The sequence below is a fragment of the Bacillus salipaludis genome (genome assembly GCF_004358205.1).
In genome coordinates, this window is sequence record NZ_SMYO01000012.1 from 23,493 (window position 1) to 43,167 (window position 19,675).

The following is a 19,675-nucleotide window of genomic DNA, read 5'->3' on the forward strand; positions in this document are numbered from 1 at the left end:
AAATTCATTTGAAGTTGTGCTAACATGGCAATACTAGATTTAGAGAAATGGAGAGGATATCCAATGAAAATAAATCAATTAATTGCCAACAATATTAACCGTTTAGATGCGGTCTTGCCGGAAGATCAATCGTTAGGAATCGCTGGTTTGTCTGGATCTGGTAAAACCACATTTTGTCAAACCATTGGTGAAGAATCCAAGAAGCGTCTCGTTTCCTTATTACCAAAGGCTGAATACCAGTATTTATTTCCAAATATTATGGAAACAAATTTCAGTGCCATCAAAATGGAAGAGATGCCTTTAGTACTTTTTCTTGGAAGATCATCGATTTCCTCCAATCCGCGTTCAACAATTGGCACCCATACCGGCGTCTTTACAGAGATTCGCGTTAGGCTTGCTGAAATATATCATCTTTCCCCAGAAGTTTTTTCCTTTAATAATGAATTAGGCTGGTGTCCGGCTTGTAAAGGACGGGGAACTACCAAAAATGTCGAATGTCCAAAGTGTAAAGGCCGGCGCTATAATCTAGAAGTTGAGCAGAAACAACTCGAATTATTTGAAAAACCACATAGTATTTCAGATATCAATGAATTAAGCATTGAATCCATCCTTTCACTTGCAGAGGTTTTACATATTAGTGAGGCGAAACAACTTATTCTTAAAAATATTATCAATATGAATATTGGGTACTTAACATTAAATCGGATCATGGGCACATTGTCAGGAGGGGAATTAACAAGGCTTTACTTGGCGGAATTCATGGCAGCAAGTAGCAATACGGTAATTATTATTGATGAAATCTCCGTTGGAATGGATCATGAAACACTATTGAAGATATTAGAACAGATTACACAATTAGGCTATAGGAATCAAATTTGGCTGATTGATCATTCTGACACGGTACTCGATGCAACGGAAGAGCAATTATTCTTTGGACCTGGCAGTGGGAAATATGGTGGGAAAATCGTGGAAGAATCGCCACGTCCAAAACCTATCAATTGGGAACGAAATCCGTCCATGCCACCTGAATTCTATCAATTTCAAGATCTTTATTGTCGTAATATTCAAATCAGAGAAATTCAGATTCCTAAAAATAGACTGGTCACCTTTACGGGTGAGTCTGGAAGTGGTAAATCCACTCTCGTCAATGAGTGTATTGCCAAGGATTTTCTAAAGCGATACCCAAAAGATAAACTGGTCATGGTAGGGCAGGACCGAAACCAATCAATTACCAGCCGGTCAACCGTTGCGACGTTTCTTGATATCAAAAGGAGACTAACTAAATACAGTGAAGATATTGAGGATATTTTTCAGCGTTCAATTGAAGATATTATTGATGAACTTCCAAATGAAGACATTACTCACAAGCGCTTGAGTTTATTGATCAAACTTGGGCTTGGTTATTTGACGTTGGAAAGAAAAACACAGTCTTTATCGACAGGTGAATTTCAATGTGTCCATTTAGTTTCTGAGCTGTTTTCGAACTCAAGAAACCCGCATACGCTGTTTATTTTTGACGAGCCTTCAAAGGGTTTGTCACAAAATATTTTAAACCAATTTATTGATAGTGTACGGGTCATTCTACAAGATGAATCGGTTTCTATCGTGATGATTGAACATAACGCCTATATGCTGGAAAGCTCTGATTTTATTATTGATTTTGGTAAAAGACAGCTTGCACCTGTCGAGCATCTTGATGTTGTTGGTCATGATGATTTTTTTCGTCAAAATAACAGTGCAGAAAATGTGGCGCCATTGCACATTTCCTCAACACTTAAGCCTCAAAATGGTATTTACTACTTACAAGAAAATCATATTGCCTATTTTAAAAATGCCGAAAACGTCTATAAGGGCGGTATCTTAAAAAGCTTATCATCCATGGCCCGTCTGATTTATGGTGAATATGAATCTGACACTATAGCACCCGTCATCGCCATTGATCTTGAAAGACATTTGTATAGTCAATATAGTTTTCTTTATGAAATTGGCGGCATCATCAACCATATTGTTGCGGCGCATCCAACCAATAAAGATACAAGAAGTTTCGATTTTTATCATCAAGAAAATCATTGTCCATATTGTTCTGGCCGCAGGATGATTGAAAAATTTGATATAGATGTTGTTATTCAGGACAAAACCGTTCCATTCTGGGATGGCCTCCTACATCCAGACGTGATGAAGGTATTAAAACATTATAAATATCCAAAATTACAATTCCTCTTTGAAGAGATTAAGAATGAGCTCGGTCAAGATATTAGTAAAAGTTATAATGAAATGACGGAAGCAGAGAAGCATACCTTTCTATACGGTTATTGGGAAAAGACATTCTATGATAAAGAAGGAAAGACACGGCGGACATGGGAGGGCTTTAATAAAATCATTGGGATGTATATGGTTATTTCGAAATCAATCATTAAAGAGCAAATGAAAGCATCCAGAGAGATGATTAACTGCCCAGTCTGCCAAGGAACAGTGCTGAATCACCATAAAAAGCTAATCTATAGTGATACTGATATTCGAGTGATGATTGATCAGCCTATTGATCAGGTCATAAAAACAATAGGGAAGTTACCGGAATTGGAAAAACTAAAAGCGATTGTCGGCGGAGATATGCCACTTACGGAAGATGTCTCCTTACTTCCAAGGGAAACTCAAGTACGCTTGAAAATGTTCGAACTGGAACGAGCAAGCTTTGTTGGGTATGAAATAGTGTTACAAAATGTATTACCATTTTGGGACAGTATTAAAGGCAGTATCGAAGAAATAAGCAGCAAAAATCGGATCACCGTCTGTGATTTTGCCAATATTACCGAAACGAGAGAAACCATTATTGATAAGTATTTCACCAATGGTAAATACAAAAAACTAACCTATGTCTATGAAGCGTTTGGTTACAAAAAAATTGTTACCCAAATTAATAAGATTAAAGCAAGTCAGCCATGCCCGTTCTGCAAAGGGAAGAAAGTAATTTCAGAAGATAATCTTCATGATGGCGTGTTTAAATTATCGGTTCCATGTGTTAGTTGTTATGCAAGTGGCATTAATGATGAGGGTCGTAAGGAAATCGTCGATGGTATAGATGTACAAACTTGGTTAACTGGAAAAGTAAGAGATGTAGTTGCTGGAAGCTCAAATCTTGAAGCTGCCCGAGATATTCCAATTTTCAATCGTATTCGTGAATTGAATAAACGAGATATGATGGCGGTCTATCAATGCCTTGAGGAAAATAATTAAAACAAGCCATATTTTAAAACAAAGCTAGATGCCATGATGTGATAGAAAGCTCATTTTTTATGGATGGAGGGTATATTGTAGAGGAAAATGAACCGATTCAGTTATTCGGTAACCCACAGCATGAGTGAAAAAAGGCTCTCGTGAGCAAGGTGCTATAAATTAAAAAGGGAAGTTTGGGCAGACTTCCCTTTTTATCTATACCTCGATTGCTTAACCAGCCCGCTTCAATTCTACAGCTTCCGCCCGATGATTTCTTTTAAGAGCAAGCATCACAATAAAGGATACACAGTAAAGAACCGCCAAATAAGTCATCGCGACAGTCATATCATAGTTTTGCAAAATGTAGCCAACCAGGATTGGCGACAGTCCTCCAAGTGCACGTCCAAAGTTAAAAATGGCGTTTGTGGCGGTACTGCGGATTTGAACTGGATAGTAACTGCTAATAAGTGCGCCATAGCCGGCAAACATTCCGTTTGAAAAGAACCCAACGATTGCCCCGCCAATGAGTACAGCTGCACTACCTGCTGCTTGCGAGTATAAAAACACCGCAGAGGCCGAAGCAAGTAAGAAAATCCCGTAAGAACGTTTCATTCCAAGGCGGTCGATGAATTGACCAAAGGTCAGCATTCCAATCAACATCCCAACTGCCGTGCTGATCGTCCATAAAGCCGAACTTGAAACGGACAATCCTTGTGATTTTTGCAGCATAGATGGCAGCCAAATCATCAAGCCGTTATAGCCGGCAATTTGTACTGTTGCCATAATCGCTAATGAAATGGTGGTCATGGATGTTCTCGGTGTAGCAAATAATTGAGGAAGTTTGCTTTTTTCGAGTCTTTTATCTGCCTTTTGGCGTTTTTGAGCTGCCAGCCATTCCGGTGATTCCTTTAAGTTTTTACGTACCATAATGGCAAATATAACCGGAATAATTCCGACAAAAAACAATGCTCTCCAGCCGAATGCAGGAAGGATGATCGCACTTAGTACGGCTGCGATAATAACCCCAAATTGAGCACCAATACTTACATAAGATGAGGCCCTGCCTTGTTTTTCCTTTGGCCATGCCTCTGCTACTAGCGTCATCCCAATTCCGTATTCCCCACCTGCACCGAGCCCGGCGATAAATCTGAAAATGTAAACTTGTTCTATATTAGTTGCCATTCCGGTTAAAGCTGTACCGATGGCAAAGAAGAGAATACTATACGTAAACGTCCGAACCCGGCCAAACTTATCTGCAAGAATTCCAAAAATCACTCCGCCTGCAAGCATTCCTAGATTCGTAATCGAAGAAATAAGTCCTCCTGTAGCTAAATCAATGTGAAAATTGGCAATAATCATCGACATGGCGAAGGAGATAAACATAATGTCCATGCCTTCTAGTGTTAAGCCCGTTACAGACGCAACAACTGTTTTTTTCTGATAGTTCATTTTTGATACCCTCCAGTTTTTTACAAATGTTTGAAGGGAATGGATACTTAATTCAGTAAATGAATCTTCCATTCTCTTTTCAAGCCTCACAGGACTACGTTAAAAAGAGTACTGCGTAATACTAAAAATGCCCTTTCATCACAGAGGACAAAAGGGCATGGATAGACTAAGCCTATTTCATTATTACGCGCCCTTTTCAGCCTCTCTGGACTGATTTTTAAAGGAATTATTATATTACTATATATACTAGCATGCTTATAAACTTCGTTCAATGAAAATTTAAATATGGTAATTTGAAAAAACTTACAATAAAATTTTGTCACGGGTGATGATAAAATCAAACTAATATGAATACAAAGTTCTACAACCTTCGACACATTTGAAGTGGGATAGGGGAGACCCTGCAGGAACGAAGCGACGAGGAGGCTTCCCGAACCGCTTGTGCCTGGAGCGGAAATCAACAACTAAGTTTAACATAGCCATTAAATAAAATATGGAAGCAGACACCGCTTGTATATCGGTGTCTGTTTTTTTAGAACTTAGGAACCAAGTGGTCTTCTAGGGGGGACTAGGATTGAGCGGATAGGGTCGGATGTATAAATGGTATACTATTATAGTAGAATTTTAAGTGCATGTCACAATGTGCCAACCTTAGGAGGTAGAACGGGCGTTGTGAAATTTTGTAGGAGGAGGGGCCGGATTATGGAAAGCATTACTGTCGTTTCTCTTCTAGATGTAATCAGTGAATTGTTTTCTGATGAAATTTCCATTGCGGTATCCAATACAAAGGAATATATCTATTATCGGCCAAGTAAGAGGGTGGATTTAAAGATTAGACCTGGTGATTCGATAAAAGAAGGGACAATTGCGTTTAAAGCGCTTCACATGAAGCAAAAAATTTCCGAATTTATTGATCGTGATGTTTTTGGCATTCCTTATCATGGGATGGCTGTGCCCTTTTTTCATGCTGGAAAGCTAGAAGGTTGCGTAACAGCTATATTTCCAACGTTAACGAGCGGGAAATTAGTTGTAACGATTAAAACAGAGGATGGCTGGATTCCGATTCCTTTTTCACAGGTGATTTACTTTGAAGCCAAGGATAAAAAGACGTATGTTTTTGGCAAGGAGCATAGCGGGACGCATAAATACTCCCTTCAGGAATTTGAATTTCTGCTGCCAAAGGATTATTTTATCCGCTGTCATCGCTCGTTTATTGTGAATGTGAATCATATTAAAGCGATTTATCCTGATACCCATTCTACTTTTGTTCTTTCGATGGATAATGGTGATCAAGTTCCTGTAAGTCAATCCTATTCCAGTTATTTTCGCCGCTTGCTTGGATTTTAAAAATTCTGTTTTATCCATTGGAATTGCTGTTTTATCTGAATTTTTCGTAACTAATCCTTAAAATCCCCAAATGATCAACCTTATCTGTAAAATCTTAGGTAAGGGGGTTGGATGGGATATGGATAAACGGCTTGAGCGGATTCGTGATTCAAAGCTCTGGGATCGGGTGGTAACACCTGAGGAAGCAGCATCATGGATTCAAGATGGGATGACATTAGGGTTAAGTGGATTTACACGTGCCGGCGATGTGAAAGCGGTTCCTTTTGCGTTAGTGAAACGGGCGGAAAAGGAATCCTTTAAGGTGAATGTGTATACCGGGGCTTCTTTAGGTTCCGATGTGGATAAGCTTTTTGCCGAAGCGGGGATTTTAGGAAAACGTCTTCCGTTTCAAGCGGATCCTACCATGAGGAGCAAAATTAACAATGGTGAGATTTTGTTTGTCGATCAGCATTTATCACACACCGCTGAATTGGTTCGTGCAAATGTAATGGACCCGATTGATGTGGCAATTTTGGAAGCGTTCTCAATAACGGAAGATGGAATGGTGGTTCCAACGACTTCGATTGGGAACTCCTTATCGTTCGCGGCAAATGCCAAGTCCATTATTATTGAAATCAATTTGGCTCATCGGGTGAACCTAGAAGGCCTGCATGATTTATATGAGCTTGGAAAACAGGGAGAACGGGACCCGATTCCTTTAACGAAAGTGGATGACCGGATTGGGACAATTGGAATTCCGGTGGATCTTGAAAAGGTTAAGGGGATTGTATTTACCAATCAGCTGGACTCTCCGTCTACGATTGTTCCACCTGATGAGGAAACGGTTGTCATGGCCCAGCATTTAATGGAATTTTTGCGTAAAGAGATTGCTGCCGGCAGGCTGACGGAACGTCTTGCCCCGCTGCAATCTGGAATTGGTTCGATTGCTAATGCGGTTCTTCATGGAATGGTCGATTCAGAGTTTCATGATTTAGAGGTTTATTCAGAGGTATTACAGGACGCCGTATTTGATTTAATGGACGCAGGAAAGGTTCAGTTTGCATCCTGCTGTTCGATTACGCTTTCGGATGCAAAAATGAAAGAGGTCTCTGCAAACTTTGATCGGTATCGGGATCAGTTGATTATGCGGCCGCAGGAGATTTCCAATCATCCGGAAATCATCCGCCGTCTTGGCTTGATTTCGATTAACACTGCATTAGAATTAGATATTTACGGGAATGTTAATTCTACCCATGTGTTAGGAACGAAAATGATGAACGGTATCGGCGGATCCGGTGATTTTGCCCGGAATGCCCGCTTAGCTATTTTCGTTACAAAATCGATTGCCAAAGGCGGGAAAATTTCAAGTATTGTTCCGTTTGTTTCACACGTTGATCATACAGAGCATGATGTTGATGTGATTGTGACGGAACAAGGATATGCAGATTTGCGCGGATTGGCTCCACGGCAGCGGGTGGAACTGATCATCGAGCGCTGTGCACATCCGATGTATCGCGAGCAGCTTCGAGAATATTATCGTGAGGCTCTTGTTCGGGGAGGTCAGACCCCTCACGTATTAGAAAAAGCACTTTCATGGCACACCAACTTTGCAGCGAACGGGACAATGCTGCAGCAGCAGAAGGTTGCCGAAACGGTTTAATTATGTTGATAAGGGATGTCAACTGTTGTCCAACTGGGATGGGGACCCTAGTGCGGAAGATTTGAACTTAATTAAATTGTAGCACCTGGATATCTGTATCCAGGTGTTTTTTTGACTAAATGTGAAGGCCATAATAGTTAAGAAATGGTGGTTTTAAAGTTGTAAAGGAAATGGAAAAAGTAGTAAAAGAAGCCATATAATATTGGGGACTGAGTCTCAAGTTGTTATTGTTGTAATGTATCTTGGTGTCAGCCCCCAATTTTTTTGTAGGCAACATGCAAATCCACTATGGAAGAAGGGGATTATTTTGTATCACCGGCTTTGGCTGATTGTTAATACTGCATTAGTCGTTATTTTGACAGTATATATTTGGATAATAAGCCCTCATGATAGTTCCAGTGTGGTTTTAGCTCAATTATTGGCACAGATTGCTGTGATTTTTTTCATCGTGAATGTGAATATGTATTTCATTTTTCTTGTGATTCGGAATACTTCGCAACGAAATGTGAAGATTCGCCTGGCGAAGTTTTCAAGAGCTTTAATGAAGTGGCATATAAAAATAGGAGTCTCCGCCACCATTCTTATTTTGGCCCATGCGTTGATTAATTTAAGTAAGGTGGGGCCGCTGGTAGGTTATACTCATGTAAAGTTTGTAAGCGGTTATCTTGCAATCCTAATGCTTTCGGTTACATTATTTGCCGGCTATTTGCGTTATAAGAAGTCCTCCGGATTTCGGCGTAAATTCCACCTTACCTCAGCTATGATCCTCTTGGCAGCCTTTCTAATCCATATTTTTGTCCTCCTTAATTAAAGGAGATCATACCCGTGTCCACGTGGTGTGGACAAATCAACCGCTTTGTCCACGAGCGGTGCCTGTCACCTTATTCGGTTTTGTCGCTATATTCAAAAAAGTTCTTTTATTTGCCGTAAAATTCAGTAAAATGGATGGAGAGAATATTTGTAGCGGTGGGAGAGATTTCTATGTCGATTAGTATCCCGATTTTTGGTAATGGAAATGAATCGGTCTTATATAATCCTGATGAATTAATTGATCTGTTTCTCAATTGTACAGCAGACGGATTTGCGATCGTCGATATGGAAAATCGATTCATTCGCATAAACCCTGTGTATACACAGATTTTCGGTTTTACAGAGGAAGATGTTATTGGAAAGAGGTTTGATGAAATTCCACATTCCGATATAGTGAAGGAAATTATTAAAGAGGTCAAACAAGGCAAATCGTTTACCAATATGATTATTCAACGGTTTCATAAAGATGGCACAGCCCTTGACATATCGGTTACCTATTCACCTTTTCGAAATTCGAATGGTGATATGATCGCCATTATTGCGACTTATCGTGATATCACCCATACGGTTTTAATGGAAAAAGAGTTAAAACGAACACGTGAATTGTATAAATTAATTACGGAAAATACAACCGATATGATAAAAGTTTATTCAAAGGATTATGATATTCTCTATGCTTCCCCATCTCATGAACAAAGAATTGGATACACCCCCGAGCAATTAGTAGGCAAAAGTATATTTGATTTGGTTTTTCCTGAGGAAATGGAAGATTTCAAAAAGATGTTTCAAAAAATAGAGGAAACAGGGGAATCTCAAGTTTTTCAAGTGAAAATGAAGACAAGTACGAACGAAATTTTTCATTCTGAATCCAATATTAGTCCAATTTTTAATGAAAAAAAAGAAGTTGAATCATATGTCACGGTAGGAAGGGATATAACCGAGAGAGTGAACAATGATGCTGCGTTTCGGAATTTGGATAGGCTCTCCATCATTGGACAATTAGCGGCAGGTGTTGCCCATGAAATCCGAAATCCGTTAACATCTTTAAAGGGGTTCTCCAAACTTTTAAAAAGTACGACAAATAAGGAAAAGAATGACCAATACTTATCAATTATTACGAACGAATTGGACCGGATTGATATGATTGTGAATGAGTTTATGTCTTTAGCAAAACCACAAGCAATCCATTTTGAACGGGAACAGTTAACTTTGATCTTGGACAGCACCATTAATGTCCTGCATCCACAGGCACTCTTGCATGGAGTAGAAATCAAAATAAATTATCCAACTGATCATGTTGAGATTAATTGCAGTATGCATCAGCTTAAACAAGTATTTGTTAACTTTTTGAAAAATGCAATAGAAGCCATGCCAAAAGGCGGGACTGTACATATTAATGTAGAAAAAGTGGACCACAATCGGGTCGTGATTAGCTTTACGGACGAAGGTGTGGGGATTGAACAGGAACGCTTGAATTACCTAGGAACCCCCTTTTACACCACAAAAGATAAAGGAATTGGGCTCGGATTAACCGTTAGCAATAAAATCATCCAAGAACATTGTGGAACAATGAAAATACAAAGCCAAATCGGTGTCGGCACAACCGTCACCGTAGAATTGGACTGTTTATAAATTTAAAAGTGACAGCATAAAAAAAGTGACAGGCACCGTCCGTGGACAAATCGGTCGTTTTGTCCATGTGGGGTGGACAATGTTGTTTTTAGCCTGTTTGCCTGACTCTCAGGGCGCTTGGTTAGCGTGCTGGGTGTCAGGCTTTTATTTTGTGTAGCGGTTTGCATAGCTTGAAGCGACAAAAGCATCCGGTTTGATTTTTGGCTCGACCCCCATTGACTCCATTCTGGTTACCATTTCTTTTACAAATGCGCTGGTTTTATTCCGTTTTCCTGCCCCAATATCAATATGTCCTTCCATAACAAAGGTTGCCCCCTGATAAAGGTGCGGAAGAATAATATTGATGAGCTCATTTTTTCGCCCCTCTGTAAACATGGAGACGATTTCCTCTGTCAGGGATAATTCAAGGGAAATCCGTTCATGCAGGTGAAGCATTTTTCGTGGAACAACGTATTTCCGAATACAAGCCCATACCCCGTTCCCTTCATTTTGAATGACAATACCCGTGATAAAAACAGTATACGATCGATGAACCTGTGAGTCTGTTCCGACCATTAATCTGTAGTTTCCCAAAGGGTCAGATTTCATGAAAGAAACAATTTGGCTAAATACATGCTCAAATGTCATATTTTGTTCTTGAAGGTTTTGAAATAAATAATCTTGATTTTTACTCATCTGGAAGCACCACATCTTCCTTTTTCAGCAGAATAAACCGCTTTTATTTCTATCTTATGGAAAAAGTTTTTATGACGTGCAACTGAGAATGATCTTGAAAAAGATTGAAATTTTTATGGGGGAACAATAACATATCGGAAGAAAATTAGGTTGTTTTTGGGAAAAATTAACTAAAAAATCATATAATTGTTAAAATGGGATTAGAAAGAAGTGGTACCTTAAAGATATTTTTATACAGAGAGGGGCGAGATTAGTGACCAAGCGGAAAGTAAAACAGAATGAGTTTGAATTTTTAAAGAGGGAACTTCAGTTTTTAGAGGATTCAGAGACCATCCCCAGGGGGAAAGCCAAAGAAATTCAAGAGTTATATAAAGTGGAGGAAAAGCTATCTTTTACAAAAACTCTCTTATATGTTGGATCCATTTTAATTGGGGTAGGGATTCTTAGTTTTATCGCCAGCAATTGGAGTGAAATTGGAAAGACAATTAAGTTTCTGTTTATTCTCTGTTTGTACCTTGGATGCAACTTTGCTGGATTCAAGCTGGAAAAAAGCTTACCAAAAACATCTAGAAGCTTTTATTATCTGGGTGTGATGGTTTTCGGAGCGGGAATATTCTTGATTGGACAAATGTTCCATTTTGGCGGCAGTTTTCAGGGGGCTTTTTTATGGTGGTCCATTGGTATTCTGCCTTTAGCCTGGGTGCTGCGGGACAAATGGATTCTCCTTGTTTCTGCTCTGTTTACCCTTATTTATATGCTGGATGAACCGTTCCTTCAAGGAGACCGTATCCCAATTTGGACGATTCTGTTGATAGCGATGATTTATTTCCTGAATGAAAAAATTGGTTTTTCGCGAGCAGTGGGGTTTGTGAACGGGCTGCAGCAACTTGTTTTTATCAGCACGGTTATTACCTTCTTTATCGGAGGAGACGATGAGTTCTTATATGTCTATGGGGTAATCTATTTAGCTCTTGGCATCGCGCTTATTCTTAGAAGATCAAAAATTAGAGATGTCTATGTTTTATTGGGACACCTTATTCATGGGGTAGCGGCTCTGATGCTATCCTTCGAGGATGTCTGGCCTTCTTCGATTGGTTGGGTGTATATTCCGTTCTCAATTCTTTACCTGATTTTTGTACTATTTTTAGTGAATCGGGGAAGTTTGTTTAGCATTGTGATTCTTTGCGGATTGATTTTCCGGTTTTATATCGACCTATCATTTGACTTTCTGCCAAAATCGCTTGTGTTTATCATAGGCGGACTTCTCCTGCTTGGATTTGGTTTTTATTTTGAAAAACAGAGGAAAAAAGGGGGGAGAGTTCATGAATAAGCAGACGAGGGGAAAGCAGTTGATATTGGCTTGCTTGGTACCGGTAGTCATCCTCCTTGGTATGTGCTTTACCCCTTTATATACTTTGATGACCGGGAAAGAAGTCATTCTTCAAACCATTCCAGTTGACCCAACGGATTTGTTTCGGGGCGATTATGTGACCCTTCGGTATGAAGCGGAGGAGGTCCCGAAGGAGTTGGTGGAAGAGGGAGTACTAAATGAGCTAAAAGAGGGGCGAGGTGAGATCAAGGTGTACGTGACACTGGTAAAAAAGAATGGAATTGACACCCCGGCCAAGGTCTCTCTTGTAAAACCGAAATCTGGCGCTGTATATCTAAAAGGAACCTTGGACTATGTAGGGGATAATCGGGACCAAAAAGAAGTTGCCTTCATTCAATACAGCTTGGATAAATATTTTGTTGAGGATAACACAGGAATGGATTGGGAAGCGGCCTCAGTAAAAGGAGAAATCCTAGCCACAGCCAAAGTCAAAAACGGCTACGCCATCCTAACCGGAATCAAAAAAAAGTGACAGGCACCGTTCGTGGACAAATGGCTATTTTTGTCCGTGTGGGGTGGACCCGGGTGCCCATATCTTTTAGATAGACTCCCAAAATTATAGTTAAGCATGATATATCTCACATACTTTTGATTTCCGATGATTTAAAATATTAAAAAATTGGAAATCGGGCGAAGATATGCTTTTACAAAAAGAGGTTACAGAAAAAATTGAATTATTTGAGTCTTTAAGCCTTTTAGAAGTGGATTGTGTTTTTGGATGTGATGACCGTGGCCTGCTTCCAGGCGTTGACCAATCAAATATTCGTTACGTTCAATTAAATCATGAACAGGCCGCGGTTCATGCAGCAGATGGCTTTGCCCGTGCGACGGGGAAACCCGGTGTCGTCCTCCTATCAAGCGCTGCCGGAGTAACTAACGCAATTACAGGAATTGCAACGGCTTATAGCGATTCAGTACCCCTTGTCATAGTCACGGGTCCGCTCGTAACCAAGCCGCAAATTGAGGAAGCATTTCAAGAGTTGGATGTTTTGGGAATCACGCTGCCGATTACAAAGTATTCTTTTAAACTAACTGATTGGGGCTGTTTATCCGAGGCACTGCAAAATGCCTTAACCATAGCAGCAGAGGGCAGACCCGGCCCTGTATTAATTGAATATGCGGCGGGACCTTCAACGAATAATCAGGATGGACTTCTAAGTTATCCGCGCCCTCGGGGTCAAGTAAAAAAGGGACAGATCGAAAAATCGATTGAATCGGCAGTAGAATTGATTGAAGCTGCAAGAAAACCGGTTCTATTTATTGGCGGTGGAGTGATTTCTTCCGGGGCAGCCGAATTTTTAAGGGAAATTGTTCGGCAGGCTCGAATACCGGTGGTCAGCTCCCTTATGGGAATTGGTGCGATGAAGGCTGCAAATCCGCTGTACTTGGGAATGCTGGGGATGCATGGAACATTTGCTGCGAATAAAGCTGTTCACCAATGTGATTTACTAATTAGTATCGGGGTCCGTTTTAGTGACCGGGTCACAGGGAAAATCAGCGGGTTTTCACCAAAATCAAAGAAAATCCATGTCGATGTGGATCCGGCTCAAATCAACAAGATCATTGCGGTAGACCTGCCGATTGTCAGTGATGCAAAAGAGTTTTTTTGCGAGCTTAAAGGGCGTTTAGATTATCAGCAGATTTTAAGAAATGTTAAAATTTGGACAAATGAAGTAATTGGGTGGAAGCGGACAGTGCCGCGATTTGACAAGTCTCATAGTCATCTTAGCCCGCAGACGGTGATAAAAAAGCTGGATGAATATTCAGCTCAGGATACAATCGTTGTTACGGATGTGGGACAGCACCAAATTTGGACAGCACATCATTATGCTTTCTCAACCCCTAGAACACTGATTACATCCGGTGGTTTGGGAACAATGGGGTATGGGCTGCCTGCGGCAATTGGTGCAGCATCGGCATGTCCGGGAAATTCAGTCCTCTGTGTATCTGGTGACGGCAGCTTTCAAATGAACCTGCAGGAATTAATCATAGCAGTAAAATATCAACTTCCGATCAAGATTGCGATCCTCAATAATGGATATCTCGGAATGGTTCGTCAGTGGCAGGAGCTCTTTTACCATGGACGCTATTCTTCTGTAAAAATTGGCTCACCAAGTTTTGCGAAACTGGCAGAGGCTTATGGCGTCCCCGGATATAAGGCTCGTACCGAGAATGAAGCTGAACGGGTGATAGCAGAGGCATTTAAGCACAGCGGACCAGCTTTAATAGAATTCGATGTAGTAGAAGAGGAAAATGTATACCCAATGGTGCCGCCCAACCATAACAACCACCAAATTATCCTAGAGTGACCACTATGGTGACAGGCACCGTTCGTGGACAAAAGGCCAAATTTGTCCGTGTGGGGTGGACGGTCTATTGGGTAGAGGTGCGAAACAAAAAGGCAGAAGCTTAGAAATCGGCTTCTGCCTTAAAATTTGTATCCTAATTTGGAGGAAATGCGGATTCCATATTCGACTACTTTTTCCTTTAAAAAGGTTTGTCTTTCTTCTGATAAATTAAAGGAAACGTACCCGATGCTAATGGCACCCATCAGTTCATTTAATTGATTAAAAACCGGTGCCGCAACAGAGGAAGTTCCTGGTGTTTTCTCTCCGTGGCTCTCTCCAAATCCCTTTGCACGAACCTCATTTAAAACTCCAATAAAAGCCTCCTTCTCCTCCTTCGGAACCAGAGCATCTACGATTTTTGCTGCCTCTGATTTTGGCATGTTTGCTAGCATCGCTTTATTAGCAGCACCGACATTCAGAGGAATTCGGATCCCTAATTGATCATAGATACGAATCGGGTTTTGCTGGCAGTCAATCCTCTCGACAATCAACGATTCCAGTCCAATTGGTTTACTAAAATACACACTCTCTTCAACCTCTAGCATTAATTTTTCCATTTCCGGACGGATCTGACCAACAAAGTCAAAAGTATCATACATTTGCAAACCATACTCTAACCACTTAGTCCCTAACGAATAGAGCTTTAAATCGGGGTCCTGTTGAATCAAACCATGTTTTTTCATGGATTGTAAGATTCGATGCATTGTACTTACAGGTAACTCACATTCCTTCGATAAATCGGTAATAGAAAACCACTTTTTTGTTTCACTTCCGGCAAGGACAGCCGCAACCTGCATGGCGCGGTCAATTGTCTGCATATGCTCAACTCCTATTCCTTTCTATTATCTACTATAGCGGGAAAAAATTAAAAACAAAATTATTCAGTAAATTCATAAAATATTGACATACGATTTCATCTATCATACTATTTCATTAATAGATTTTTCCTTTATGGGGAAATGTATTCCAATATGCGGAAAAGTAGGAGGGGTAAATTTGTCGTACAGTCAATCCATGCATAAAAAACTAGGTCATGTCATTGTGAAGCATCCAAAAGATGCGTTTCTTAACCAGGAACATTTAAGTAAGGAATGGAAAAAGTTCAACTACCTTGAGGAGCCTGATTTTACAAAAGCTCAACATGAATATGAAAAGTTCCTTTCTATTTTGAAACAGCATGTAGAACAGATTGATTTTTTACCAGCTTCAGAGAGTGTCGGTTTAGACTCGCTCTATGCCCATGATCCTGTTAAGTTCACCAAAAATGGAGCAATGATTTTAAAATCAGGAAAAAAACTGCGCCAGCCTGAAGCCGAGGTATATAAGCAATTTTTACAGGAAAAAGGAATTCCGATTATTGGGGAACTTACTGGCGATGCTGTTTGTGATGGCGGAGACATTGTCTGGCTTAATGACCGGACACTGCTTGTTGGCCGTGGTTATCGCACTAATGATGAGGCGATCCGGCAGTTAAAAGAAATCACGAAGGATTTAGTGGATGAATTTATTGTCGTGCAGCTTCCGCATGACCAAGGCGAGGATGAATGTCTCCATCTTATGTCGTTTATTAGCCTGGTTGATGAGGATTTAGCTGTTGTTTATTCAAGATTAATGCCTGTATTTCTACGGCAAATGCTGATTGAGCGCGGCATTCAATTAATAGAGGTTCCAGATGATGAATATCTTCGACTCGGGTGTAATGTTCTTGCTCTGGCACCGCGTGTTTGTATGATTGCCTCTGAAAACCCTTCCACGAAGCAACAGTTACTTGATGCCGGGGCAATGGTTTATGAGTACGAAGGAAATGAAATTTCTTACTTGGGAACTGGCGGTCCGACATGTCTTACATGTCCTGTTGTCCGTTCATAATACATTAAACGAAGGGTGTGGGAAGTGATGGAACAAGGGGCTCAGCAAAATCAGCAAAATCAGTTGAATCGTTCCATGAAGCGCCGGCATTTATTTATGCTGTCGCTTGGGGGTGTCATTGGAACAGGATTATTTTTAAATGCAGGGTATACGATTCATCAAGCAGGAGTGGGCGGCTCGTTAATTGGCTATTTATTTGGCGGAATTATTCTTTATTTAGTTATGGTTTGTCTTGGTGAACTAGCTGTCTATATGCCTGTTACCGGTTCCTTCCAAACCTATGCAACTAAATTTATTAATCCTTCGGCAGGATTTTCACTGGGGTGGATGTACTTTATTGGATCGGCAACAACGGCCGGGGTGGAATTTACCGCTGCCGGAATTCTGATGAAACGATGGTTTCCTGATATATCGGTTTGGATTTGGTGTGCGATTTTTATCGCCTTGTTATTTTTACTGAATGCCTTAACGACAAAAGGCTTTGCCGAGGCTGAATATTGGTTTGCTGGGATTAAGGTAATTGCGGTTATTTTCTTTATAATTATTGGGCTGGGAGCTATTTTTGGTATCATTCCTTTATCCGACCGTCCGGCACCGTACGCGAAAAATTTTGCTCCATCAGGATTGTTCCCGACCGGATTTGTCATTCTCTTTACGACAATGATGAATGTTATTTTTTCATACCAAGGCTCGGAATTGATTGGGATTGCGGCAGGAGAAAGTGAAGAGCCCGAGAAAAACATCCCTCGTGCCATTCGAAACGTTCTTTTTAGAATTATTGTTTTTTATCTTGCTTCGATTGTGATTTTATCAGCGATTTTCCCAACGAAAGAATTAGGATTGTTAGAGAGCCCGTTTGTAACCTTAATGGATTTGGCGGGGATCCCGTTCGCCCCTGATATTATGAACTTTATTATTTTGACCGCCATTTTATCTGTAGGGAACTCATGTATTTATGCTTCGACTCGTTTGCTGTGGGCGATGGCAGGGGAGGGAATGGCACCGAAGTACTTTGGAAAACTTTCAAAACGTAAAGTTCCATTTACTGCTCTTGTATTTACGATGATTTTTTCCCTTTTATCCTTGTTAACAAGCGTGATTGCTGCGGATACTGTGTTTGTGTTATTAATGTCGATTGCCGGTATCTCTGTGACCATATCCTGGATTGGAATTGCTCTCTCCCAATTGATGTTCCGTCGTAAATATTTACAGGATGGCGGAAAATTGGAGGATTTGCTCTACAAGGTTCCGTTCTATCCGTTGATTCCAATTATTTGTATCGTATTTTGCATATCGATCTTAATCTTCCTGGCCTTTGATCCAACCCAGTTAGTAGGACTACTAGTTGGAATCGGCTTCTTGCTCATCTGCTACTTTGGATACTACTTTAAAGATAAAAAAACATCAAAGGCTGATACCAAAATTAGCGGTTGATAGAACATTGTGACAATCAAAGTGCCACAATCAAAGTGCCACTATTAAAGTGACAGGCACCGTTCGTGGACAGATTAGCGATTTTGTTCGTGTGGAATGGACAGTTTCTGTGGTTGAATATATTTTGAATAACCAAGGATGCTCTCGTTAAAAGGGCATCCTTGGTTTGTCTTTTCACCAATTTCACATTTAAAAAGGATACAATAGATTCCTTTAATAACAACCTCACTTCTTTTGCATAGATTGATTGTAATATAGCTACCATGCAAAAGGGGATTATGGATATTTATGACTGCTCTGATTATCATTTTGGTTGTATTTGTTATGGGGCTGCTCAGTTTATTCTTATGGCTTCGGAGTATCGCAAAAAGACCTCAGCACTCGATTATCCGACTGCATCCGTATTTGGGCTGGGCGCGTTACCTTTTAGAACAGATGGGGCCTAAATTAAGACAGTATTGGTATGAAAATGATAATGACGGCCGACCTTTTTCAAGATATGACTTCTTAGGTATTGTGTTTTCGGCAAAATATCGGAATGATCTTTTAAGCTTCGGCTCTAAAAGGAACTTTGATCAGCCGGGTTTCTATATAGCAAATAATTTGTTTCCTTTATTAACAGAGGAACTTCGTGTGGACAATCAGGAAAAGATTCATGCGATGAAATATAAAATTGAACATGAGGGCCTGTTCACTCGAAGGGAACAGCTTGAAAAAGATCAAGCCTCCCGCTGGCTATTCCCCAACGAGGACGCGATTATTGTTGGACCGGAACGGAAAGTACCTTGGAGGCTGCTCGGACCGTTCGGTGCTTCAGCGACATCTTACGGTTCAGTTGGTGAAAACTATATTTTATCAACGGGTCGCGGCAGCCAAATGGCAGGTGGTTCGTGGATTAATACAGGAGAAGGAGGAGTGGCTCCGGAGCATTTAGATAGCGGGGCGGATGTTGTCGCCCAGATTGGACCGGGGTTATTTGGATTTCGCGACCAGAATGGGGACTTTTCGCTCGCTGAATTTAAGTTGAAGGCAGAGGAGCCCAATATTAAAGCGTTTGAATTGAAATTTGGCCAAGGCGCAAAAATCCGCGGGGGGCATCTTGAAGGGGCAAAGGTTACTCCTAAAGTAGCCAGTATCCGAAAGGTTCCGGTGGGTCAGACCATAAATTCCCCAAACCGCTTCCCATTTTTACGAAATGCTGTAGAAATGCTTACCTTTGTCAAACTCCTGCAAAAGGAGGGCGGGAAGCCGGTTGGAATCAAGATTGTCGTTGGGGCGCCGGCCATGCTTGATGAATTATTTTTAACCATGAAAAAGCTCCATATCTATCCTGATTTCATTACGATTGATGGCGGCGAAGGCGGTACGGGCGCTACTTATAAATCAATGGCAGATACGATGGGGCTGCCGCTGTACCCGGCATTGATTACATTCGTCGATAAGGCAAATGAATATGGTGTCCGCAATCAATTTAAGATATTTGCTTCTGGAAAGCTGATTTCGGCGGATAAAATTGCGATTGCCCTTGCTATTGGAGCGGATGCCGTAAATTCTGCCCGGGGATTCATGATTGCGGGTGGCTGTATCATGGCGATGCAGTGTCATACGGGAAAATGCCCGGCAGGTATTACCACCACTGACCCCAAATACCAAGAAGCCCTTGTCCCGGAGGAAAAGAAATGGCGTGTTATGAACTACATTATAAATGTCCGGCAGGGCTTGTACGCCTTAGCAGCAGCCTGTGGAATTGATACCCCTCGTAAATTCACCCGCGACCATATCGTATTTAAAGATGGTGATGGAAAAATAAAAAGGCTCTCAGACCTGCTTCCTAATCATTAAAGTGACAGGCACCGTTCGTGGACAAAT

Annotated in this window: 14 protein-coding genes and 1 pseudogene; 12 read left to right on the forward strand and 3 right to left on the reverse strand. The window is 40.8% G+C overall.

Annotated features, from left to right (window positions below; all coding sequences use genetic code 11):
• The first annotated feature begins 63 nt into the window (after positions 1-63).
• On the forward strand, positions 64-3,234 hold the full coding sequence (locus E2K98_RS22325; protein ID WP_133338100.1) for an ATP-binding cassette domain-containing protein: 3,171 nt from the start codon (positions 64-66) through the stop codon (positions 3,232-3,234).
• A 35-nt stretch (positions 3,235-3,269) separates the two neighbouring features.
• Positions 3,270-3,362, forward strand: a pseudogene (locus tag E2K98_RS32365) (peptide ABC transporter ATP-binding protein); the annotation flags it as partial.
• An 82-nt stretch (positions 3,363-3,444) separates the two neighbouring features.
• On the opposite strand, the gene E2K98_RS22330 reads toward E2K98_RS32365, so the two are convergent.
• Positions 3,445-4,662, reverse strand: coding sequence for an MFS transporter (locus E2K98_RS22330; protein WP_133338102.1), 1,218 nt, complete (start codon positions 4,660-4,662; stop codon positions 3,445-3,447).
• A gap of 702 nt (positions 4,663-5,364) precedes the next feature.
• On the opposite strand from E2K98_RS22330, the gene E2K98_RS22335 reads away from it, so the two are divergent.
• The 4 genes from E2K98_RS22335 (at position 5,365) to E2K98_RS22350 (ending at position 10,090) form a co-directional block, all read left to right on the forward strand.
• Positions 5,365-6,009, forward strand: a complete 645-nt coding sequence (locus E2K98_RS22335) for a LytTR family DNA-binding domain-containing protein (RefSeq protein WP_133338104.1) — start codon at positions 5,365-5,367, stop codon at positions 6,007-6,009.
• A gap of 118 nt (positions 6,010-6,127) precedes the next feature.
• Positions 6,128-7,648 (forward strand): acetyl-CoA hydrolase/transferase family protein, encoded by a 1,521-nt coding sequence (locus E2K98_RS22340; RefSeq protein WP_133338106.1) that lies wholly within the window; start codon positions 6,128-6,130, stop codon positions 7,646-7,648.
• Positions 7,649-7,955: 307 nt separating this feature from the next.
• Positions 7,956-8,459 (forward strand): hypothetical protein, encoded by a 504-nt coding sequence (locus E2K98_RS22345; RefSeq protein ID WP_133338108.1) that lies wholly within the window; start codon positions 7,956-7,958, stop codon positions 8,457-8,459.
• A 170-nt stretch (positions 8,460-8,629) separates the two neighbouring features.
• A complete protein-coding gene (locus E2K98_RS22350; RefSeq protein ID WP_133338110.1) occupies positions 8,630-10,090 on the forward strand; it encodes a PAS domain-containing sensor histidine kinase in 1,461 nt (486 codons plus the stop codon).
• A 144-nt stretch (positions 10,091-10,234) separates the two neighbouring features.
• Here E2K98_RS22350 and E2K98_RS22355 read toward each other — a convergent pair whose 3' ends face one another.
• On the reverse strand, positions 10,235-10,765 hold the full coding sequence (locus E2K98_RS22355; protein WP_133338112.1) for a ribonuclease H-like YkuK family protein: 531 nt from the start codon (positions 10,763-10,765) through the stop codon (positions 10,235-10,237).
• 253 nt (positions 10,766-11,018) lie between these two features.
• On the opposite strand from E2K98_RS22355, the gene E2K98_RS22360 reads away from it, so the two are divergent.
• The 3 genes from E2K98_RS22360 (at position 11,019) to ilvB (ending at position 14,464) form a co-directional block, all read left to right on the forward strand.
• Positions 11,019-12,095 (forward strand): DUF2157 domain-containing protein, encoded by a 1,077-nt coding sequence (locus E2K98_RS22360; RefSeq protein WP_165976347.1) that lies wholly within the window; start codon positions 11,019-11,021, stop codon positions 12,093-12,095.
• Positions 12,088-12,627 (forward strand): GDYXXLXY domain-containing protein, encoded by a 540-nt coding sequence (locus E2K98_RS22365; protein WP_133338116.1) that lies wholly within the window; start codon positions 12,088-12,090, stop codon positions 12,625-12,627. The genes E2K98_RS22360 and E2K98_RS22365 overlap by 8 nt, the downstream gene beginning before the upstream one ends.
• Before the next feature lie 166 nt (positions 12,628-12,793).
• A complete protein-coding gene (gene ilvB / locus E2K98_RS22370) occupies positions 12,794-14,464 on the forward strand; it encodes a biosynthetic-type acetolactate synthase large subunit (RefSeq protein ID WP_133338118.1) in 1,671 nt (556 codons plus the stop codon).
• 119 nt (positions 14,465-14,583) lie between these two features.
• On the opposite strand, the gene E2K98_RS22375 is transcribed toward ilvB, so the two are convergent.
• Complete coding sequence (locus tag E2K98_RS22375) at positions 14,584-15,321, reverse strand: IclR family transcriptional regulator (RefSeq protein ID WP_133338120.1); 738 nt, start codon at positions 15,319-15,321, stop codon at positions 14,584-14,586.
• Between the two features lie 196 nt (positions 15,322-15,517).
• Here E2K98_RS22375 and E2K98_RS22380 point away from each other — a divergent pair, with 196 nt between their 5' ends.
• The 3 genes from E2K98_RS22380 to E2K98_RS22390 all read left to right on the forward strand — a co-directional run bounded on the left by E2K98_RS22380 (position 15,518) and on the right by E2K98_RS22390 (position 19,648).
• The gene (locus E2K98_RS22380) at positions 15,518-16,372 is read left to right on the forward strand and encodes a dimethylarginine dimethylaminohydrolase family protein (RefSeq protein WP_133338238.1); all 855 of its coding nucleotides are present in this window, start codon (positions 15,518-15,520) and stop codon (positions 16,370-16,372) included.
• A 27-nt stretch (positions 16,373-16,399) separates the two neighbouring features.
• Entirely contained in the window at positions 16,400-17,806 is a 1,407-nt protein-coding gene (locus E2K98_RS22385; protein ID WP_133338122.1) for an amino acid permease, read from the forward strand.
• A gap of 288 nt (positions 17,807-18,094) precedes the next feature.
• A complete protein-coding gene (locus E2K98_RS22390) occupies positions 18,095-19,648 on the forward strand; it encodes a glutamate synthase-related protein (protein WP_372512571.1) in 1,554 nt (517 codons plus the stop codon).
• Positions 19,649-19,675 lie beyond the last annotated feature (27 nt).